This is a genomic window from Serpentinimonas sp. SMBJO2, from assembly GCF_056341105.1.
In genome coordinates this window covers 999,531-1,020,529 of the sequence record NZ_CP150628.1, presented here as the reverse complement: position 1 = coordinate 1,020,529, position 20,999 = coordinate 999,531, and the positions used below count along the sequence as shown (strand labels likewise).

Here is a 20,999-nt window from a genome sequence, read left to right as displayed (position 1 = left end):
CCGCCGCTGCCCAGATACCACACGGCGGCCTGCGCAGTGCGCAAAAGCCGCTGCGGCGCTTGCTTTTTTCGTGCAACCCCTCATAATCCACCAAACAGGAAAACCCCATGCTGAACTGGGACGACCACCCCGAACCGGCCCTGCAACCGCTGCCGCCCGCCCCCAACCTGCCCCCCGTTCCTGCGGCGGCCCAAGCCAACCTTCATGAGGCGGCCGCTGTGGCGGCCGCGCAGCCGGCAGCCGCGCGCGAGCGCCCCACGCACCAGCGCATCAACGCCGCCGACAAGCGCATCATCAACGGCCAGACCGACGTCAACCAGTTGGTGCCCTTCAAGTACAAATGGGCCTGGGAGAAATACCTGGCCTCTTGCGCCAACCACTGGATGCCGCAAGAGGTCAACATGAGCCGCGACATCGCGCTCTGGAAAGACCCCAAGGGCCTGAGCGAGGACGAGCGCCGCATCATCAAGCGCAACCTGGGCTTTTTTGTCACCGCCGACTCGCTGGCGGCCAACAACATCGTGCTCGGAACCTACCGCCACATCACTGCGCCCGAGTGCCGCCAGTTTCTGTTGCGCCAGGCCTTCGAAGAGGCCATCCACACCCACGCCTACCAGTACATCGTCGAAAGCCTGGGGCTGGACGAGGGCGAGATTTTCAACGCCTACCACGAAATTCCCAGCATCCGCGACAAGGACGAGTTCCTGCTGCCCTACATCGACACCATCATGGACCCGGCCTTTCACACCGGCACGCCCGAGGCCGACCAGAAGCTGCTCAAGAGCCTGATCGTCTTTGCCTGCCTGATGGAGGGGCTGTTTTTCTACGTCGGCTTCGCCCAGATCCTGTCCATGGGGCGGCAGAACAAGATGACCGGCGCTGCCGAGCAGTACCAGTACATCCTGCGCGACGAATCGATGCACTGCAACTTTGGCATCGACCTGATCAACCAGCTCAAGCTGGAGAACCCGCACCTCTGGACGCCGGCCTTCAAGGCCGAGATCAGGGCGCTGTTCGAGCAGGCCGTGGAACTCGAGTACCGCTACGCCGAAGACACCATGCCGCGCGGCGTGCTCGGGCTCAACGCCTCGATGTTCAAGGGCTACCTGCGCTACATCGCCAATCGGCGCGCAACCCAGATCGGGCTCGATGCGCTCTACCCCAGCGAAGAAAACCCCTTTCCGTGGATGAGCGAAATGATAGACTTGAAGAAGGAGCGCAATTTCTTCGAGACGCGTGTGATCGAGTACCAGACGGGCGGCGCCCTGTCGTGGGACTGACACCGCCTTAGCCCGCTGGCTGCGTCGGTTCGCCGCAGGCGCAGCGCCATTGTCAAACTGCAACCAACCCAAGAGGAGTAAAGAATGGCACCTGCAAAAAAGACCGCCGCTGCGGCACCCGAGGCACCCAAGCCACCTGCAACCCCGGCGGCCAGCGCGCCGCGGCCAGCGCGCAAAACCGTGCCCAAAGCCAGCACAGCGGCACCGGCTGCAGCGCCGGCTCCGGCTCCGGCTGCCGCAGTGAGCAAGAAAACGGCCGCCAAGCCGGCGGCCGCACCCGCTGCACCCGCTCCTTCCCCAGCCGCCAAACCCGCCAAACCCGCCAAACCCGCCAAGGCAGTGAAGGCAGTGAAGGCAGTGAAGGCGGAGAAATCGACCAAGGCCGCGCCAACCGAGCCCAAGGTCGAAAAAACCCCCAAGGCACCCAAGGCGCCCAAGGCCAAGGCGCCGGTTCAGCCGCCAGCACCCAACCCCAAGGCGGCTTGGCCTTTCCCCACTGGCAAGAAACCCTGAACCCGCGCAGAGCGGCTGGGCAGCGGCGGCGCTCGGCCGCTCAGAGGCTGAAGCGGTAGTTCTGGCCACCCCGGGAGGCGATTTTTTCGGCACCCATGCGGTTGCCGAGTTCGGCGCTGCGCCGCAAGTCCCAACCCTGCGCCAGGCCGTAGAGCAAGCCGGCGCGCAGCGCGTCGCCGCAGCCGGTCGGGTCCAGCACCGCGCGCGCGGGCACCCCAGGCACGCGACTGCACTGGCCCTGCTGCCACAGGTCGCAGCCCTGATCGGCCAGCGTGATCACGAGGCCGCGCAGCCGCTGCGACAGCTCGGCGTAACCCAGGCCGGTGCGCTCGCTCAACATGCGCGCTTCGTAGTCGTTGAGCGCGGCCCAGTCGGCCAGTTCGATGAAGCGCAGCAGCTCGGGGCCGTCGAACATCGGCAGCCCTTGGCCCGGGTCGAACACAAAGGGCACCCCGAGCGCGTGCAGCTGCTCGGCGTGTTCGATCATCGCCTGGCGTCCATCGGGCGAGACGATGGCGATGCGCGCCTCGGGTGCGGCCACGATTGGGTTCTGGTGCGCCAGCGCCATGGCGCCGGGGTGAAAGGCGGTGATCTGGTTGTTGTCGCGGTCGGTCATGATCATGGCCTGCGCGGTGTAGTGCTGGCTCACCCATTGCACCGCGCCGGTGTCGATGCCCAGCTCCTGCATGCGCTCCAGATAGTCTTGCCCGTCGTTGCCCAGCGCCGCCACCGGGCGCGCCTGCACGCCCAACTGGCGCAAGCCATAGGCGATGTTGCCAGCGCAGCCGCCGTATTCGCGCCGCAGGGCCGGCACCAGAAAGGAGACGTTGAGGATGTGCAACTGCTCGGGCAGGATCTGCTCGGCAAAGCGGCCCTCGAAAGTCATGATGGTGTCAAAGGCCAGCGAGCCGCAAATCAGAATGGTCATGGTGCAAATGGGGAGAGCAGGTAGTGGGTGGCAGTCGAAATCACAATCAGGGGTAAAACAAGATGGCGCGGTAGCCCGTCATGACGCGCCCTTCGATGCCCTCAAAGGCGAGCTCGAATTGCAACGACCACTCCGCCCCGGCCGGCAGGGTGGCGGTTGGGCGCGGCCATTCGTGCGGCAGCAGGACGCGGCGCACCAGTACCTGGTCGTGGATGTCGGTCAGGGTGAGCTCGATCGCCGGGCTCAGCACTTCCAGCGCCGACTGGTTGCGCAGCACCACCTGAAAACCGTACACACCGGGACCCAGGCGCAGCAGCACCGAGCTGTCGATCACCACATCGGTGGGGCTGGTGGGCAGGGCCTGCTGGCAATCCAAGGTCTGGCACAGGGCCTCGAGCACCGGCTGCGTGGCCGGCACGGCGCGCGCCAGCGGTGCCCGCCACTGGGTGGCGGCTTGCAGGCCCAGCAACAGCGCCAGCGCGGCCACCGCGAGCAGCAGCAACAGGCGCACCCCCGGCCGCTGCCACAGGGCCTGGCGCTGCGCCTGGCGCACGAAGGACGGCGCCGGGGCGCTTTGCACGTGGGGCTCTGGGCTGGCAGCGGCTGGCGAAGGTGACGGCGGCGCCTCGGACTGGGGCGCCTCGGGCAGCGGCTGCGGCAGCGGTGCCGGCTCGGCATCATCCGCGTGCAGGTGCGAGGCCGTGGCGCCTGACACCTCTGGCTGCGCCTGCGTCTCTGGCTGCGGCCCTTGCGGCCCTTGCGGCTCGGTCTGCGCGGGCGCAGCGGACGGCACCACGGACTCCGGCTCCCACGCTGGCGCGGGGCGAGACGCGGGCATGGCAGCGCCCGTCTGCGCTGCGGGCTGTGGGCTTGGCTGCGGCGGTTGGTGGGGCGACTGGGGCGCGGCCGGCTCCGGCCCCGGCGACCACGACTGCAAATCGAGCGTGGCATTGAACACCTGCTGGCACTGGCCGCAGCGCACCCAGCCGTCGGAAATCTTGAGCTGGTCGGGCACCACCTTGAAGGCGGTGGCACAGGCCGGACAACGGGTGATGAAGCTCATGCTTCAATTATTGCAGTGCAACGCCTCGAGGCGCGCGCGCCGTCATCAAAATCCAGCCGTCTTCGGCGTCGCTGCGCTGCAACGCCATCCACGGCGCGTAAGCGGCCTGCAGCTCGCTGGCTTGGCGCTGCAAGATACCCGACAACACCAAATGCCCTCCAGGGCCCACGCGCTCGCACAGCAGCGGCGCCAGCAGCTTGAGCGGTGTGGCCAGAATGTTGGCCAGCACCACGTCGTAGGGGCCGCTGGCCAGGTCGGGCAAACCGGTATGCAGCTGCACACCGTTGTGCAAGGCGTTGCGCTGCGCCGTTTGCACCGCCACCGGGTCGATATCGACGGCGTCGATGCGCTGGGCCGCAAACTTGGCCGCCGCAATCGCCAGAATGCCCGAGCCGCAGCCGTAATCGAGCACGCTGCGGCCCGCCAGCGGCTGCTGCGCCAGCCAGCGCAGGCACATGCGGGTGGTGGGGTGGGTGCCGGTGCCAAAGGCCTGCCCGGGGTCGAGCCGAATCACCTGCAGCGCCGCAGGCGGCACCTCGTGCCAACTGGGCACGATCCAAAAAGTGGGGGTGATCGGCACCGGCTCGAATTGCGTCTGCGTCAGGCGCACCCAATCGGTCTCGGCCACCGGCCGCAGCGCGCAGGCCTCGCAACCGGCGAAAAAATCCTGCGCTTGCAGCAGCTGCTGCGCGTCGTGCGCTGCCGCTGCGCTGGCAAACAGCGCCGACAGGCGCGAGCGCGCCCAGCCCGCCCTGGGCGCGGGCAGGCCCGGCTCACCGAACAGCCCGCGCTCGGCGTCCGTGTCGGCGTCGGCGTCTTCGACCGAGACGCTCAGGGCGTCGAGCGCCTCCAGCGCCTCGCTCACGGGCTCGACCTGGCTCTCGGGAACCAGCAACAGCAACTCGTACAGCGCGCCCTGCGTGCCTGCGGGCTCGGCCGCGCCCGGGGGCTCGGCCCCAGCCATCGGCTCAGCGCTCACGTTGCGCCAACCAGGCTTCGAGGTAGTGGATGTTGGTGCCGCCGGCCTCGAAATTGGCGTCCACCAAGATCTCGCGGTGCAGGGCGATGTTGGTCTTGATGCCCTCGATCACGGTCTCGGACAGGGCCGAACGCATGCGCGCCAGCGCCTGCTCGCGCGTGTCGCCGTGGGTAATGAGCTTGCCGACCATCGAATCGTAGTTAGGCGGCACCAGGTAGTGGGTGTAGATGTGCGAATCGACCCGCACACCCGGGCCGCCGGGCGCGTGCCAGGCGCTGATGCGCCCGGGCGAGGGGGTGAACTTGTAGGGGTCTTCGGCGTTGATGCGGCACTCGATGGCGTGGCCGCGCAGCTCGATCTGGCGCTGCGTGAACGGCAGTTTTTCGCCGGCGGCGATGGCGATCTGCTGGCGCACGATGTCGATGCCGGTCACGGCCTCGGTCACCGGGTGTTCGACCTGCACCCGGGTGTTCATCTCGATGAAGTAGAACTCGCCGTTCTCGTACAGAAACTCGAAGGTGCCAGCGCCCCGGTAGCCGATTTTCTTGCACGCTGCGGCGCAGCGGTCGCCGATGCGGTCGATCAGGCGCCGCGCGATGCCCGGCGCCGGCGCTTCCTCGATCACCTTTTGGTGTCGCCGCTGCATCGAGCAGTCGCGCTCGTAGAGATAGACGGCGTTGCGAAAGTTGTCGGCCAGAATCTGAATTTCGATGTGGCGCGGGTTTTGCAAAAACTTTTCCAGATAGACCTCGGGGTTGCCAAAGGCGGCGCCGGCCTCGGCCTTGGTGGTCTGCACCGCGTGCAGCAGCGCCGCTTCGGTGTGCACCACGCGCATGCCGCGGCCACCGCCGCCGCCCGCGGCCTTGACGATCACCGGGTAGCCGATGGAGCGCGCGATGCGCTTGACCTCGGCCGCGTCGTCGGGCAAGGCGCCTTCGGAGCCGGGCACGCAGGGCACCCCGGCGCGGATCATGGCTTGCTTGGCCGCCACCTTGTCGCCCATGGTGCGGATCGCCTCGGGCGTGGGGCCGATGAACACGAAGCCGCTTTTTTCCACGCGCTCGGCAAAGTCGGCGTTCTCGCTCAAGAAGCCGTAGCCGGGGTGGATGGCTTCGGCGTCGGTGACTTCGGCCGCCGAGATCAGGGCCGGCATGTTCAGGTAGCTTTGCGCCGAAGGCGGCGGGCCGATGCACACCGCCTCGTCGGCGAGCTTGACGTATTTGGCGTCGCGGTCGGCCTCGGAATAGACCATCACCGCCTTGACACCCAGTTCGCGGCAGGCGCGCTGCACGCGCAAGGCGATCTCGCCGCGGTTGGCGATCAGGATTTTCTTGAACATGGCCGCTGCGCCCTCACTCGAGCACGAACAGGGGTTGCCCGTATTCGACCACCTGACCGTTTTCGGCCAAAATCTGCGTCACCGTGCCGGCGTGCTCGGCTTCGATCTCATTGAGGATTTTCATGGCTTCCACGATGCACACCGGATCGCCCACCTTGACCACCTGCCCGATCTCGACAAAGGGCTTGGCCCCCGGGCTGGCGGCGCGGTAAAAGGTGCCGACCATGGGCGATTTGAGCTCCTGCCCCTTGGGTGCTGCGGGTGCTGCGGGTGCTGCGGGGGCTGCGGGCGCTGCCGCTGGCGCCGGCGGCGCGACGCCCGCAGCAACCAGCGCCGCAGCGCTCTGGGCGGCAGGCGGCATGGCCACGACGGCCGGTGCCTGCACCAGCGGTGCGGCCGCCGGCGGGCTTTTGACGATGCGCACCTTGCCCTCGGCCTCGGTGATCTCGAGTTCGGATACATTCGACTCCGAGACGAGGTCGATCAGGGTCTTGAGTTTGCGCAAATCCATGTCAGCTCCTAAATCAGTACCAAAATGCGTCGAAGTGCGCGCATCAAGGCAAAAGCAGGCGCGAATATACACGAACTGGCCTCGTGCGAGCGGCTTGGCCACGGCCCGGCCGCGCCTGCCTTGACGCCCACGCCAGCCAGCCACTGCCATGATCGACAGCGAAGCCCCTATCTCCAGCATGGCCCTGCCGGGCCTGGCGCGTGCGCTGGTGGCCGCTGGCACCCTGAGCCAGCAAAACGCTGAAGGGCTGTACGCCAAAGCCCAGGCGCACAAAAGCAGCTTCATCGCCGAACTGGTGGGCAGCGGGGCCTTGAGCGCACGCGAACTGGCGCACACCATGTCGCGCACCTTTGCGGCGCCCTTGATCGACCTCGACGCCATCGACCTGCAGCGCCTGCCCAAAGGCGTGCTCGACCCCAAGATGGCCAAGCAGTTTCGCATCGTCGTGCTCAGCCGTCGCGGCAACCGCATCACGGTGGCCACCGCCGACCCCACCCACTCCGACGTCGCTGAAAAAATCAAGTTCACCACCCAGCTCACGGTGGACTGGGTGATCGCCGAGCTGGACAAGCTCACCAAATTGACCGATAGCACCAGCGCCAGCGCCAGCGAAGCGATCGAGCACATCGTGGGCGGCGAATTCGAGTTCGACGCCGAAGCGATCGAGATCGCCACCGCTGAAAGCTCCGAGAAGGTGTCGGCCGAAGTCGAAGACGCGCCCGTGGTGCGGTTCTTGCACAAAATGCTGCTCGATGCCTACACGATGCGGGCCTCTGACCTGCATTTCGAGCCCTACGAGCATTTTTACCGGGTGCGCTTCCGCATCGACGGTGAGCTGCGCGAAATCGCCTCCCCGCCGGTGGCTTTGAAAGAAAAGCTGGCTTCGCGCATCAAAGTCATCTCGAAGCTCGACATCGCCGAAAAACGCGTGCCGCAGGATGGACGCATGAAGCTCAAGGTCGGGCCCGACAAATCGATCGATTTTCGCGTCAGCACCCTGCCCACGCTGTTTGGCGAAAAGATCGTGATCCGCATCCTGGACCCGAGCAGCGCCCAAATGGGCATCGACGCGCTGGGTTACGAAGCGGACGAAAAGGCGCTGCTGCTGGAGGCCATCAGCCGCCCCTACGGCATGGTGCTGGTGACCGGCCCTACGGGCTCGGGCAAGACGGTGTCGCTCTACACCTGCCTCAACATCCTGAACCAGCCCGGGGTCAACATCTCCACCGCCGAAGACCCGTCGGAGATCAACCTGCCCGGCGTCAATCAGGTCAATGTCAACGAAAAGGCGGGCCTGACCTTCGCCGCCGCGCTCAAGTCTTTTTTGCGCCAAGACCCCGACATCATCATGGTGGGCGAGATTCGCGACCTGGAGACGGCCGACATCGCCATCAAGGCCGCCCAGACCGGCCACCTGGTGCTCTCGACCCTGCACACCAACGACGCCCCCGGCACCCTGACGCGCTTGCAGAATATGGGCGTGTTGCCGTTCAATATCGCCTCCAGCGTGAACCTGGTCACGGCGCAGCGGCTGGCGCGGCGCCTGTGCACGCAGTGCCGGCAACCCTTTGAAGACTTGCCCGACAAGGCGCTGCTCGATGCCGGGTTCAAGCCCGAGGAGCTCGACGGCAGCTGGAAACCGTGGCGCCCTGTGGGTTGCAAGGCGTGCTACAACGGCTACAAGGGGCGGGTGGGCATCTATCAGGTCATGCCGATCAGCGAAGCGATGCAGCACATCATTCTGCGCGGCGGCAGCGCGCTCGAGATTCTGGCCCAAGCGCGCACCGAAGGCGTTCGCACTTTACGCGAATCGGGGCTGCGCAAGGTTAAACTGGGCCTGACTTCCCTCGAGGAAGTGCTGGGCTGCACCAACGATTGACCACACAGGCGTGTGGTCCCGATGCAAAACCGAAAGAGGGAATCATGGCGACGGCAACCACCAAAGACATCAAGGAATACGTATTCGAGTGGGAAGGCAAGGACCGCAACGGCAAACCTGTGCGCGGCGAGGTGCGCGCCGCCGGCGAAAACCAGGTGCAGGCGACGCTGCGCCGTCAGGGCGTGCTGGTGCAAAAGGTCAAAAAACGCAAAACCGCGTCGGCCAAACGCATCAAACCCAAGGACATCGCTATTTTCACGCGCCAGTTGGCCACCATGATGAAGGCCGGGGTGCCGCTGCTGCAAGCCTTTGACATCGTCGGACGCGGCAACCCCAACCCGAGCGTGAGCAAGCTGCTCAACCAGGTGCGCACCGACGTCGAAACCGGCACCTCGCTCAGCGCCGCCTTTCGCAAACACCCGCTGTACTTCAACGCCCTGTATTGCAACCTGGTGGAAGCGGGTGAAGCCGCCGGCATCCTCGAAGAGCTGCTGGACCGTCTGGCCACCTACATGGAAAAAACCGAGGCCATCAAGAGCAAGGTCAAGTCGGCGCTGATGTACCCGACGGCCGTGATCGTGGTGGCGTTCGTGGTCGTGGTGGTGATCATGATCTTCGTCATACCGGCCTTCAAGGAGGTCTTTTCTGCCTTCGGTGCCGACTTGCCCGCCCCGACGCTGCTGGTGATCGCCATGAGCGAGTTTTTCGTGGCTTACTGGTGGATCATTTTTGGCGCACTGGGCGGCGGCCTGTACTTTTTCATGCAGGCCTGGAAGCGCAACCTCAAGGTGCAGCGCTTCATGGACCGGGCGCTGCTCAAGCTGCCCGTGTTTGGTACGCTGGTGGAAAAATCCACCGTGGCGCGCTGGACCCGCACCATGTCCACCATGTTTGCCGCCGGGGTGCCGCTGGTGGATGCGCTGGACTCGGTCGGTGGGGCCGCAGGCAACAGCCTGTATGCCGACGCCACCGCGCAAATCCAGCGCGAAGTGGCCACCGGCACCAGCCTGACCATGGCCATGAACAACGCCCGCATCTTCCCCTCGATGGTGCTGCAAATGGCCGCCATCGGCGAGGAATCGGGCTCGCTCGACCACATGCTGGGCAAGGCGGCCGACTTTTACGAGCAAGAGGTGGACGACATGGTGGCTGGCCTGTCGAGCCTGATGGAGCCGATCATCATCGTGGTGCTGGGCACGATCATCGGCGGCATCGTGATCGCGATGTATCTGCCGATCTTCCAGCTTGGGCAAGTGGTCTGAGAGGCAAGCTGTGGCTTGGGAACCGTGGCTGGTGCTGGCGCACGGCCAGGCAGCGCCCTGGCGGCAACGCACGGGCGGCTTGACGGCTTGCCCGCGTTGTGAGCTTGGCGTGTTGCGCCAAGGCCACGCCGCATTTGACTCAGATCAAGAGCACTTGCGAATCGTTCGCATTGGTGTTTATAATCAAGCCATGCAAACGCCTGCCCTCGCCCACCCTGCCACGCACAGGTGTGCTCCCGCGCCCAGCTCGAGTGAGCGCGCCTGGACGTTTACCGAGCTCAGCGCCGGCCAGCGCACGCTGCTGATCGAGCACGCCGGGCAGGTCTATCGCCTCAGCCTGACGGGGCAAAACAAACTCATCCTGACCAAATGATGCGCCGCCGGACGCGCGCCCCTGCCTGACTTCTCCGCCCTCAGCCAGCCAGTCACCGCCTGCGGTGCCACGAGCCAGCCAGTGTTTCCTTCTTTGCACTCGCCACTGGACCGACTCGTGACCCAACTTTCCCGAACCCCTTCCCCTTTCCTGCTGCACCCGATCGCGCTGGCCTGCCTGCTGGGCAGCGGCTTGGCTTGGGCGCAGAGCACGCCCAGCGCACGCACCGGTGCGGCCAGCCCAACCACCGGCAGCAGCGCAGCCGCGCCGACCGCTGGCAGTGGCGCATCGACGGCGCAACTGGATGCCGTGGTGGTCAGCGGCGCACGCGCCGAGCGCGAACTGGGCGACGTGCCGCAGCGCATCGACGTGCTCGAAGGCGCGGCACTGGACCCCACCCAAGCGCAGGACATCCGCGAACTGGTGCGCGACTTGCCCAACGTCGAGGTGCGCCGGGCACCGCAGCGCTTCGGCGCCGTGCTGGGTGCCACCGGGCGCGACGGCAACGCCGGCTTCAACATCCGCGGCATGCAGGGCAACCGGGTGCTGCTCACCGTCGATGGCGTGCGCATGCCGCGCGAACTGGTCGCCGGCGTGCTGGGATCGGCCGCCTTTGGCCGCGACTACTACGATATGGGCCTGATCGAGCGCGTGGAAGTGGTGCGCGGCGCGACCTCGGCCCTGTACGGTTCCGACGGCCTGGGCGGCATGGTGGCGATGTTCACGCTGCGCCCCGAGAGCCTGCTGCAGCCCGGCCAAACCCTGGGTGGCCGCCTGATGCTGCGCGCCGACACCGAGGACGATAGCAGCGGCATCGGCCTGACGCTGGCCGGCCTGGCCAGCGCACAGTGGCAGTGGCTGGGCAGCGTGCAAACCGGACGTGCGGGCGCACTCGACAACCAGGGCACCAACCAGGCCGCCAACAGCACCCGCACCGCACCCAACCCGCAGCGCGATCGCAACCACGCCCTGCTGGGCAAGCTGGTATTTGCGCCCGGCGGCGGGCAGCAGCACACCTTCACCGCCGAACAGGTAGAAAAATCCACCGATGTCGATGCCTTGAGTGCGCGTGGTGTCAACCCGTTGGCGCCCGGTGCCACGCGCGACTTGCGCGGCGAAATGGATTCGAGCCGCACGCGCCTGAGCTGGGATGGCCAGTTCTCGCTGCGCGCCGCCTGGGCCGACAGCCTGCGCGCCCACGTCGGCCTGCAGCAGGCCGAAAAACGCGAAGTGGCGATCGAGCACCGCAATGCCAGCACCAGCCCACCCAACCCAGCCACCTTCCGCGTGCGCGACGTCACTTACTGGGAGGACATCTGGCAAGCGTCGCTGCAAGCCGAACGCCGCCGCGGCCTGGGCCACGGCTGGGCGCAGCAGCTGGTCTATGGCATCGAGCTCACACGCACCGACATGGAAAACCTGAGCACCGGCGTGGCGCCACCAGCGGGCGACACCTTCCCCTTGCAGCGCTTCCCGACCACCCGCGAGACCACGCAGGCGCTGTTCGTGCAAAGCGAGTTCTTAAGCGAGCGCTGGAGCATCATCCCGGCGCTGCGCTACGACCGCTTCGACATCGACGCGCAGGAAAGCCCCCTGTTCCGGCGCGCACTGGCCGACCTGTCCGGCGATGCGCTCTCGCCCAAGCTGGGCCTGATTTTCAGGCCAGAGGCAAACTGGCAGATTTTCAGCAATCTGGCGGCGGGGTTCCGCGCTCCCAGTCCGTTGCAACTCAACAACTTCTTTGAAAACCTGGTGGGGGCTTCACCTTACCGCACGATCCCGAACCCCAACCTGCGCCCGGAAAAGAGCCGCACCTTTGAGCTCGGTGCGCGCGGCCAGCACGGCGCGCTGCAGTGGCTGGCCACGGCTTTCACCGGTCGCTACCGCGACTTCATCGAAGACGGCGTGTTCGTGGGCGGAGCCGGGACAGTGGCCGATCCGCGCACCTTCCAGTCGGTCAACCGCGGCCGCGTGCGCATGCACGGCTTTGAGCTCGAAGGCCGCTGGGCCCTGAGCACGGCCACCACGCTGCGCGCCAGCTATGGCCAGACCGAAGGCCGCGACACAGTGCTGAACCAGCCGCTGAACTCGGTCAACCCGGAACGGTTGGTGCTGGGGCTGGAACACCGGCTGCAGCAGTGGACGCTGGGCGCACGCCTGACGCACACCGCCGCCAAGGACCGGGCCGACATCCTGAACACCCTCACCGGCGGCGCGCAGCAGTTTGCCCCCCCGAGCTGGACCACACTCGACCTCAACGCCAGTTGGCAGATCAACCGCAGCATGCGCCTGAGCGCGGCGCTCAACAACCTCACCGACCGCAAATACTGGCAGTGGAGCAACGTGCAGGGCCTGGCCGGAAATTCGGCCGTGCTCGATGCCTTCAGCTCGCCGGGGCGCAGCCTTTCCTTGTCACTGGTCAGCAGTTTTTAATCGGAGCCACACCATGAACACCGCCGAAATCCGCCAAGCCTACCAAGCGGCACGCGCCAAGGGCCTGCGCGCGCGCGACGCCGCCGAACACATCGGCCTGTCCGAAGGCGCTGCGCTAGCCGCGCACCTCGGAACACACGAGCAGCCGACGCGCACCATGGCGCTGCGCCCCGACTGGCTGGAGCTGCTCAAAGCGCTGCAGCCCTGCGGTCCGTTGCTGGCGCTGACGCGCAACCGCAGCGTGGTGCACGAAAAAACCGGGGTCTATGAAAAGCTGTCGGCTCACAACCAGGTCGGGTTGGCACTGGGCAAAGAGATCGATTTGCGGCTGTTTTTCAAGCAGTGGCACGCCGGCCTGGCGGTGACCGAGCTGCACCCGGACGCCGACAAGCCGGCCAGCAGCAGCCTGCAATTCTTCGACCGTCAGGGCGCGGCGGTACACAAGATTTTCTTGCGTGAAGGCAGCGACCGCGCCGCCTGGCAGGCGGTGCTGGCGCAGTGGCAGGACGCACAGGCCGCAGCGCCGGTGTTCGAGTCACCCGCTGCGGCCGAGCCCAAGGGGGCCGACCCTGCCGTTGACGCCGCCGCCTTTGCCCAGGCCTGGTCCGAGATGAGCGACGTGCACCAGTTCTTCCCGCTGCTGCGCGAGTTTGGCGTGGAGCGCCAGCACGGTTTGCGCCTGGTCGAGGGCCGCTTCACGCGCCGCGTCGCGCACGGCTCGGTGCGCCAGATGCTGATGGAGGCCGCCTTTGACGACACCCCGATCATGGCTTTCGTGGGCAGCAGCGGCTGCATCCAGATCCACAGCGGGCCCATCAAGCGCGTCGAGCCGCTGGAGATGCGCGGCCAGGTGTGGCTCAACGTGCTCGACCCCGGCTTCAACCTGCACCTGCGCGAAGACCACATCGGCGACGTCTGGGTGGTGGAAAAGCCCAGCAGCGACGGCACCATCAGCTCGCTCGAGGTGTTCGATGCGCACGGCGATCTGATGGCCTTGTTCTTCGGCGCACGCAAGCCCGGCAACCCCGAGCTGAGCGAGTGGCGCCATTTGCTGGCGCACCTGTCGGGGGCTGAAGAAGGCGCGTCGGCATGAGCCAACCAGTCGTGCACCCGAGGGCAGCGGCGGATGCGTCGGATGCGGCAGCCGCACCGGCACGGCGTCCGGCGGCGTGCGTTGGTTCCAACGCCAGCGCAAATGCCGCCCCGGCCCTGACGCGGCGCGCCTGCGCCTTGGGTCTTGCCGCACTGGCCTCGGGTGCCGCGGCAGCCCGTGCGCCCAGCCCGCGCCTGATCACCGTCGGCGGCAGCATCACCGAAGCGGTGTTTGCCTTGGGCGCGCAAGACCAACTGGTGGGAACCGACACCACCAGCCTGTACCCGGCGGCGGCGCAAGCCACGCCCAAGGTGGGATACATGCGCCAACTGTCGGCCGAAGGGCTGCTGGCCTTGCGCCCGAACGTGGTGCTGGCGCTGGCGGGTTCAGGCCCGCCGCGGGTGCTGACGCAGTTGCGCTCGGCGCGGGTGCAGGTGGAGCTGATCGAGCGCCGCCACGAATGGAGCGATGTGGTGCGCACGCTGCAAGCCGCGGGCCAGGCCACCGGGCGCAGCGCGCAAGCGCAGGCGCTGCTGGCCCAGCTCGAGCAGCGCTGGCACAGCGTGCGCGCGCGCATCCAGGCCCAAACCGGCCCGGTGCCGCGCGTGCTGTTCATCATGGCGCACGGCGGCAGCCCGCTGGTGGCTGGGCAGCAAACCGCTGCCCACGCCATGCTCACGCTGGCCGGGGCGCAGAACGTGATCAGCGGCTTCAACGGCTTTCGCCCCCTGACGGCCGAGTCCATGGCGGCTACCGCGCCGCAGCTCATCGTGACCACCACGCAAAGCCTGCAAGCGGTAGGCGGCGAGACCGGCTTTTGGCAGCGCCCCGAGCTGCGCCTGACCCCCGCCTGGCAACGCCAGCAAAGCGGGCGCACTGCCCTGCTGCACCACGACGCGCTGGCGCTGCTGGGCTTTGGGCCGCGCCTGCCGCAAGTGCTGGAAGCCTTGCACCAGGGCTTGCAGCAGGCATGAACACCCTGGCCCTGAAACGCTGGCTGCCGCGCGGGCGCAGACCGGACGCGCAAGCCAACCCAGCCAACCCAGCCACCTCCGCCACCTCCGCCACCTCCGCCACCTCCGCCATCTCCGCCGCCATCTCCGCCGCCACCTCCGCCACCGCACCCGGCAGCGCGCGCCAAGCGCGCACACGCGGCCCCTGGGTGTTGTGGGCGCTGCTGCTGGGCGTGCTGCTGAGCCTGCTCTGGGCCAGCGGACAGGGCGCTTTTGGCCTGCCCTTGGCCGAGCTGCCTGCGGTTTGGGCGGCGGCCTTGTGGGGCAGCGCCGAACGGGGCGCGGCCGAGCTGGTGTTTTTCAACATCCGCTTGCCGCGGCTGGTGTTGGCCGTGGCGGCCGGTGCCAGTTTAGGGCTGGCCGGGGCGCTGATGCAGGGCCTGTTTCGCAACCCGCTGGCCGACCCAGGGCTGATCGGTGTCAGCAGCGGCGCGGCGCTGGCGGCGGCGTTTGCCATCGTCGTCGCCAGCGTCTGGTGGCCCGATGTGCCGCTGGCCTTGGGCACCTGGCCGCTGATTCTGATGGCCTTTGGCGGCGGCCTGGTGGTCACGGCGCTGATCTACGCCTTGGCCCTGGGCGAGGGCGGAACCAGGGTCGGCATCATGCTGCTGGCCGGCATCGCCATCAACGCCCTGGCTGGGGCCGGCATCGGCTTACTCAGCTACATCGCGACCGACGAGCAACTGCGCAACCTGCAGTTCTGGATGCTGGGCAGCCTGGGCGGCGCGCATTGGGAGGCGGTCACGGTGGTGGGGCTGATCGCGCTCGCGTGCGCCTTGCTGGCGCATGGCCTGGCGCGGCCGCTGAACGCGCTCGCGCTGGGCGAGGCGCAAGCGGTCATGTTGGGCGTGCCGATCGAGCGCCTCAAGCTCGGCTGCGTGCTGCTCACCGCGCTGGCGGTGGGAGCCGTGACGGCTACGGCAGGCATCATCGGTTTCATCGGCCTGGTGGCGCCGCACATGGTGCGCCTGCTCGCCGGCCCCGATCACCGCTGGGTGCTGCCGGGTTCGGCGCTGCTGGGGGCCATACTGGTGCTGCTGGCCGACGCCTGGGCGCGCACCGTGATCGCACCCGCCGAGCTGCCGCTGGGCATCATCACCGCGCTGGTCGGCGTGCCGTTCTTTTTGCTGCTGCTGCGCAGCGCGCACGCGCGCACGCTCTGAAGGCGGCGCCCTCTACCTCATTCGCAGCCCAAACCCCATGCCCGCCCGTCCCTCAAGCCAGCACGCAGTCGCCGCATGAATGCCCGCCTGCCCCACGCTGCGCTCACCCACGCCGCCCACGCTGCACCCGGCCCGGGCCTGGTGGCGCGCCAGATCGGCGTGCAGATCCATGGCCGCAGCCTGCTCGACGGCGTGGACCTGACGCTGGTGCCGGGCGAGCTGGGCGTGATCCTTGGCCCCAACGGCGCCGGCAAATCGACCCTGTTGCACGTGCTGGGCGGCTTGCGCAAGGCGCAAAGCGGTGCCGTCTGGCTCGACGGCGAGCCGGTGGGCGTGCGCAACAGCGCGGCCCTGGCACGCCGACGCGCCTTTTTGCCGCAAGAGCTGGTGCCTGCCTTCGACTTCACGGCACAAGAGGTGGTGGAACTCGGGCGTTATCCGCACCGGCTGCAACCCAGCGCCGACGAGGCCGGCATCGTGCGCGCTGCGCTCGAACACTGCGCCGTGGCGCATCTGGCGCAGCGCAGCATCCGGCTGCTCAGCGGCGGCGAGCGCGCACGGGTGCAGCTCGCCCGCACCCTGGCGCAAGTCTGGCACCCCAGCCCCGACGGTCGCGCCTGCTGGCTGCTGCTCGACGAACCCACCGCCGCGCTCGACCTGCAACACCAGCACGCCACCCTGCACACCTTGCGCCAGTGGAGCCGCAGCCACCGCGCCGGCGTGCTGCTGGTGCTGCACGACCTCAACCTTGCATTGCGCTACGCCGACCGCTGCTGGGTGCTGCAAGACGGGTGCCTGGTGCAACACGGTGCGCCCGATGCGGTGCTGCAAGCCGAGCTCGTACACGCGGTCTGGCAGGTGCACACGCACCGCGTCCACGACCCGAGCGGCGTGGCGCAATTGCTGCTGGCACCCTGATGGTTGGCGCCGGCCGTCGCCAGCAATAGCCGCCGCAGCGAAGCCGAGGTGCGCGAGCTGGCGGCGCCGCACCTGCCGCTTTGAGGCGGGCAGTTGGTGCATGCCCTGCCCGTGCAGTCGCACCGCTTGTTTGCGCCTTTGGTGCTGGGCTTGGCGCGAGAGCCTTCTTCCGTCTTCTTTGTCCATGCCATACGCATTGGGACTGCCATCGGAATTTCAAGGGTTATTGGCCTGGTCTATAAGCAGGGACAAAAATCCATCGGTTTTATTTGTCCCATCAAGCGCGCAACACCACTCTACCCGCAGGCCAGCCCCTACTTGCCCACCAGATCGTTGAGCCTTTGGGCCTCGAACTGCTCGAGCCGGGCGGCGTCGGGGGGCAGCGGCGGGTTCAGGCCCTGCTGGGCCGACAACTGCTCCAATGCCTGCCACAGCAGAGCGATCTGGTGTTCCTGGCTGGCGGTGCTGTCGATCAGGCCGCGCAGCGCCTGACTGAGCGGGTCGTCGCTTTGCGTGATGCCGTAGGCCGAAAAACCCAGTTTCGCGGCCTGCTCCTCGCGCCGGGCATCGGCTTGGGCCAAAATGATGCGCGCCGGGTTGCCCACCGCCGTGGCCCCAGGTGGCACGGCCTTGGTCAACACCGCGTTGCTGCCCACGCGCGCGCCGTCGCCCACCACAAAGCCGCCCAGCACCTTGGCGCCGGCCCCGATCACCACGTCGCGCCCCAGCGTCGGGTGCCGCTTGGCGCCCTTGTGCAGCGCCACGCCGCCCAACGTGACGCCGTGGTAAATGGTGCAGCCGTCGCCGATTTCGGCTGTCTCGCCGATCACCACGCCCATGCCGTGGTCGATGAACACACGCGCACCGATCTGCGCGCCGGGGTGGATTTCGATGCCGGTGAGCCAGCGGCTCCAGTGCGCCAGCCAGCGCGCCAGCCATTTCCAGCCCCGGCCCCAGAGCCGGTGCGCAATGCGGTGCAGCAGCAGCGCATGCAAGCCGGGGTAGCAGGTCAGCACCTCCCAGCGCGAACGCGCCGCCGGGTCGCGCTCCAGGATGCAGTCGAGGTCGGACTTGAGTCGGGCAAACATAGCCGCGCAGTCTACCCTTTGGTTTGCGCCAACCGCAACACCGCACGCGCCACCCCGCGCAAAATATGGATTTCGGCCAGCGTGGGCTGGGCCCGGTTGAGCAACTGCTGCAGGCGCGGCAGCAGTTTTTTCGGGGCCGCCGGGTCGAGGTATTGCAGCGCCACCAGCGCCTTTTCCCAGTGCGCCAGGGCGGCGGCCACGGTGGCGGCGTCGGCGCGGGTGGCGGCGGCGTGGCGCGCTGGCGGCGCGGGAGCGCCGGCGGGCTGATCGGTGCCCTCTTCGGTATGCTGGCCGGCGCGTTCCTCAACAGGCTCCGCAAAGCCGCCCAAGGCCAACCGCCACTCGTAGGCGATCAACTGCACCGCCGCGGCCAGGTTGAGCGAACCGTAACCGGGAGCGGTGGGGATGCGCAGGCTCGCGTGGCAGCGATAGACGTCGGCGTTGCTCAGGCCGTAGCGCTCGGGGCCAAAGACAAACGCCACCCCGTGCGCGCCGGCAGGCGCGGCCTGCTGCGCCTGCACCCAGGGACCCAAGTGCTCGCGCGGGGCCAGGGTGGGCGGACCAAAGTCGCGCGCCGTCATGGCGGTGGCGCACAGGTGCGTGATGCCGTCGAGCGCGGCGTCGAGCGTGTCCACCACCCGTGCCGCCGCCAGCACATCGGCGGCACCGCTGGCGCGCTCCAGCGCCTCGGGGCGCTGCAACACATCGGCCCAGCGCGGCCGCACCAGCACCAGATCGGCAAAGCCCATCACCTTGAGCGCACGCGCCACCGCCCCCACATTGCCGGCGTGGCTGGGCTCGATCAAAATGAAGCGGCTGACGATAGTCTGCTGGTGCATGGGCCAGATGGGGGGTGGACGGGTTGAGCCCGGATTGTCCATGAGCCACCGCTGCGCTGCGGCTGGCGCAGTGCCACCCAGGCGCTCGCGCTGCCCCATGACAGGTCGGGCGCAGCCGCGCCGGGCTCATGGGGCTGGGAAGCTCAGGGCGGTTGGTTGATCTCATGGGGCTGGGGCGCTGGGGGCGGTTGGCCGATCTCATGGGGCTGGGGCGCTGGGGGCGGTTGGCCGATCTCATGGGGCTGGGGCGCTGGGGGCGGTTGGTCGATCTCGTGGGGCTGGGGCGCTGGGGGCGGTTGGTTGATCTCATGGGGCTGGGGCGCTGGGGGCGGTTGGTTGATCTCATGGGGCTGGGGCGCTGGGGGCGGTTGGTTGATCTCATGGGGCTGGGGCGCTGGGGGCGGTTGGCCGATTTCTGGCCGCGCAGCGGACGGCATGAGACCGACTGCCCCCAGCGCCCCAGCCCCTCCCCCAGCCCCGTTAAAATGGCCCCTCTTCCTGCGGCCATCGCGCCCCCACCCTGCGCTCCTACACAACCATGACCTCCCCGCACCTGCACCCCATGCTCAACGTGGCCATCAAGGCCGCGCGCGCTGCCGGCAACCTGATCAACCGCGCCGCGCTCGACATCGAGGCGGTGCGCGTATCGGCCAAGCAGACCAACGACTACGTCACCGAAGTCGATCAGGCGGCCGAGCAAGCCATCATCGCCACACTGCACGAGGCCTACCCCGACCACGGCCTGTGGGCCGAAGAATCGGGCCGGCGCGAGGGCAAGGGGCGCGACCGCGCCTTCGTCTGGATCATCGACCCGATCGACGGCACCACCAACTTCATCCACGGCTTTCCGGTCTATTGCGTCAGCATCGCGCTGCAGGTGCACGGCAAGCTCGAGCAGGCCGTGATCTACGACCCGACGCGCAACGACCTGTTCACCGCCACCCGTGGCCGCGGTGCCTTCCTCAACGAACGCCGCATCCGCGTCGCCAAGCGCACCCAGTTGAGCGACTGCCTGGTGAGCACCGGCTTTCCGTTCCGGCCCGGCGACTCGCTGTCACACTTCATGCAGATGCTGGGCGAGGTGATGCCCAAGGTGCGCGGGGTGCGCCGCCCCGGCTCGGCCGCGCTCGACCTGGCCTACGTGGCCGCCGGCTTCACCGACGGCTTTTTCGAGACCGGCCTGAGCCCCTGGGACGTGGCCGCCGGCGCGCTGCTGGTGACCGAAGCCGGCGGTCTGGTGGGCAACTTCAGCGGCGAATCCGATTTTCTGGAACGGGGCGAATGCCTGGCCGCCAACCCGCGCATCTACGGCCAGATGGTCAGCCTGCTGCACGGCTATAGCCGGATCGCGCCACCTGCGCCCAAACCCAGCCCGGCGAGCGCAGGCGAAACCGACGGCGCCGTCTAGCCCGCTGGCCAGTGCACCGTTGGCAGTTGCTCGTAGGCCGGGCGCGCAAACAGATAGCCTTGCATGTAGGGCACACCCATGCCGCGCAGGGTCTGGAATTCGGCCACGGTCTCGATGCCTTCGGCCACCACTTCGATCTGCAGCGCCTCGCAGACCCCCAAGATGCCGCGCACGATCGCTTGGCGAACCTGGTCGCTGTCGATGTGGCGCGTCAGGTCCATGTCGAGCTTGATCAGGTCGGGCTGAAACTCGGCCAGCAGGTTCAGGCCCGAGTAGCCGGCACCAAAGTCGTCGATGGCGGTCTTGAAGCCTTGGCGCTTGTACTCTTTGATGATGCGCTTGAGGTGCTCTTTTTCGACCAGGCGCTCGTTTTCGGTGATTTCAAAAACCAGTTTCTGGGTTGAAAAGCCGTACTGCTGCGCCGCCAGCAGCGTGGCGCGGATGCAGGTGGCGGCCTCATAGACTGCGTTGGGCATGAAGTTGATGCTCAGGCGCGCCGTCATGCCCAAGCGTGCCGCCAGTTCCACCGCCTTGACACGGCAGGTTTGGTCAAAGAGGTAGCGATTTTCGGCGTTGACCTGCGCCAGCACCTCGGCCGCCGAGCCGCCAGCCTGTGCCCTTACCAAAGCCTCGTAGGCATAGACCTGCTGGGTGCGCACATCGACGATGGGCTGAAAGGCCATGCTGAAATCAAAGTCCAGCGGCGGACGGTCCTGGCACTTGTGGCAGGCGGGGTGAGGAGGAATCAATGCTTGCATGGCGAACATCTTACACATCCTGCGCAACAGCGTCACCGCAGATGCGGCAGCCAACCCCGCCGCTGCGCTCGAAGGGGCGGGCCCCACGCCTTCGATACTGAGCGCCCAGCCCCGGCCGCGCACGCTTGCAGGCAAAATCGGCCTCCATGAGCACCCCCC

General features: G+C 67.6%; 19 protein-coding genes. 11 read left to right on the top strand and 8 right to left on the bottom strand.

The window, feature by feature from the left end:
• The first annotated feature begins 107 nt into the window (after positions 1-107).
• Complete coding sequence (locus AAAZ40_RS04585) at positions 108-1,280, top strand: ribonucleotide-diphosphate reductase subunit beta (protein ID WP_476661389.1); 1,173 nt, start codon at positions 108-110, stop codon at positions 1,278-1,280.
• A gap of 84 nt (positions 1,281-1,364) precedes the next feature.
• On the top strand, positions 1,365-1,793 hold the full coding sequence (locus AAAZ40_RS04580; RefSeq protein WP_476661388.1) for a histone: 429 nt from the start codon (positions 1,365-1,367) through the stop codon (positions 1,791-1,793).
• A gap of 40 nt (positions 1,794-1,833) precedes the next feature.
• On the opposite strand, the gene AAAZ40_RS04575 is transcribed toward AAAZ40_RS04580, so the two are convergent.
• Genes AAAZ40_RS04575 through accB form a run of 5 tightly spaced genes read right to left on the bottom strand, consistent with a single transcriptional unit; the run spans position 1,834 to position 6,613 of the window.
• A complete protein-coding gene (locus AAAZ40_RS04575; RefSeq protein ID WP_045536060.1) occupies positions 1,834-2,721 on the bottom strand; it encodes a carbohydrate kinase family protein in 888 nt (295 codons plus the stop codon).
• A 46-nt stretch (positions 2,722-2,767) separates the two neighbouring features.
• A complete protein-coding gene (locus tag AAAZ40_RS04570; protein ID WP_476661387.1) occupies positions 2,768-3,784 on the bottom strand; it encodes a zinc-ribbon and DUF3426 domain-containing protein in 1,017 nt (338 codons plus the stop codon).
• Positions 3,785-3,791: 7 nt separating this feature from the next.
• Positions 3,792-4,694, bottom strand: a complete 903-nt coding sequence (gene prmA, locus AAAZ40_RS04565) for a 50S ribosomal protein L11 methyltransferase (protein ID WP_476661686.1) — start codon at positions 4,692-4,694, stop codon at positions 3,792-3,794.
• Positions 4,695-4,752: 58 nt separating this feature from the next.
• Positions 4,753-6,102: an acetyl-CoA carboxylase biotin carboxylase subunit gene (gene accC, locus AAAZ40_RS04560; protein WP_476661386.1), complete on the bottom strand. Its 1,350-nt coding sequence runs from the start codon at positions 6,100-6,102 to the stop codon at positions 4,753-4,755.
• Positions 6,103-6,115: 13 nt separating this feature from the next.
• The gene (gene accB / locus AAAZ40_RS04555) at positions 6,116-6,613 is read right to left on the bottom strand and encodes an acetyl-CoA carboxylase biotin carboxyl carrier protein (RefSeq protein ID WP_476661385.1); all 498 of its coding nucleotides are present in this window, start codon (positions 6,611-6,613) and stop codon (positions 6,116-6,118) included.
• A 148-nt stretch (positions 6,614-6,761) separates the two neighbouring features.
• Between accB and pilB the strand changes: the two genes are divergently transcribed.
• From pilB to AAAZ40_RS04515, 8 genes are all read left to right on the top strand, one after another.
• The gene (gene pilB / locus AAAZ40_RS04550) at positions 6,762-8,492 is read left to right on the top strand and encodes a type IV-A pilus assembly ATPase PilB (RefSeq protein WP_476661384.1); all 1,731 of its coding nucleotides are present in this window, start codon (positions 6,762-6,764) and stop codon (positions 8,490-8,492) included.
• A 44-nt stretch (positions 8,493-8,536) separates the two neighbouring features.
• Positions 8,537-9,754 carry a type II secretion system F family protein gene (locus tag AAAZ40_RS04545; protein ID WP_476661383.1) on the top strand — a complete coding sequence of 406 codons (1,218 nt, stop codon included), beginning with the start codon at positions 8,537-8,539 and terminating at the stop codon, positions 9,752-9,754.
• A gap of 190 nt (positions 9,755-9,944) precedes the next feature.
• Entirely contained in the window at positions 9,945-10,127 is a 183-nt protein-coding gene (hemP, locus tag AAAZ40_RS04540; protein ID WP_476661382.1) for a hemin uptake protein HemP, read from the top strand.
• 117 nt (positions 10,128-10,244) lie between these two features.
• Positions 10,245-12,560 carry a TonB-dependent hemoglobin/transferrin/lactoferrin family receptor gene (locus tag AAAZ40_RS04535; protein WP_476661381.1) on the top strand — a complete coding sequence of 772 codons (2,316 nt, stop codon included), beginning with the start codon at positions 10,245-10,247 and terminating at the stop codon, positions 12,558-12,560.
• A 13-nt stretch (positions 12,561-12,573) separates the two neighbouring features.
• A complete protein-coding gene (locus tag AAAZ40_RS04530; RefSeq protein WP_476661380.1) occupies positions 12,574-13,653 on the top strand; it encodes a hemin-degrading factor in 1,080 nt (359 codons plus the stop codon).
• On the top strand, positions 13,650-14,627 hold the full coding sequence (locus tag AAAZ40_RS04525) for a heme/hemin ABC transporter substrate-binding protein (protein ID WP_476661379.1): 978 nt from the start codon (positions 13,650-13,652) through the stop codon (positions 14,625-14,627). The genes AAAZ40_RS04530 and AAAZ40_RS04525 overlap by 4 nt, the downstream gene beginning before the upstream one ends.
• Positions 14,624-15,829, top strand: a complete 1,206-nt coding sequence (locus AAAZ40_RS04520) for a FecCD family ABC transporter permease (protein WP_476661378.1) — start codon at positions 14,624-14,626, stop codon at positions 15,827-15,829. Before AAAZ40_RS04525 ends, AAAZ40_RS04520 begins: the two co-directional genes overlap by 4 nt.
• 75 nt (positions 15,830-15,904) lie before the next feature.
• Positions 15,905-16,747 carry a heme ABC transporter ATP-binding protein gene (locus AAAZ40_RS04515; protein WP_476661377.1) on the top strand — a complete coding sequence of 281 codons (843 nt, stop codon included), beginning with the start codon at positions 15,905-15,907 and terminating at the stop codon, positions 16,745-16,747.
• Positions 16,748-17,061: 314 nt separating this feature from the next.
• Here AAAZ40_RS04515 and cysE read toward each other — a convergent pair whose 3' ends face one another.
• Complete coding sequence (cysE, locus tag AAAZ40_RS04510; RefSeq protein ID WP_476661376.1) at positions 17,062-17,835, bottom strand: serine O-acetyltransferase; 774 nt, start codon at positions 17,833-17,835, stop codon at positions 17,062-17,064.
• Between the two features lie 11 nt (positions 17,836-17,846).
• Positions 17,847-18,659: an RNA methyltransferase gene (locus AAAZ40_RS04505; RefSeq protein WP_476661685.1), complete on the bottom strand. Its 813-nt coding sequence runs from the start codon at positions 18,657-18,659 to the stop codon at positions 17,847-17,849.
• Positions 18,660-19,212: 553 nt separating this feature from the next.
• Between AAAZ40_RS04505 and AAAZ40_RS04500 the strand changes: the two genes are divergently transcribed.
• Entirely contained in the window at positions 19,213-20,082 is an 870-nt protein-coding gene (locus tag AAAZ40_RS04500) for an inositol monophosphatase family protein (RefSeq protein WP_476661375.1), read from the top strand.
• Here AAAZ40_RS04500 and AAAZ40_RS04495 read toward each other — a convergent pair.
• Positions 20,079-20,840, bottom strand: a complete 762-nt coding sequence (locus tag AAAZ40_RS04495; protein ID WP_476661374.1) for an EAL domain-containing protein — start codon at positions 20,838-20,840, stop codon at positions 20,079-20,081. The two genes, AAAZ40_RS04500 and AAAZ40_RS04495, sit on opposite strands and share 4 nt — an antisense overlap.
• Positions 20,841-20,999 lie beyond the last annotated feature (159 nt).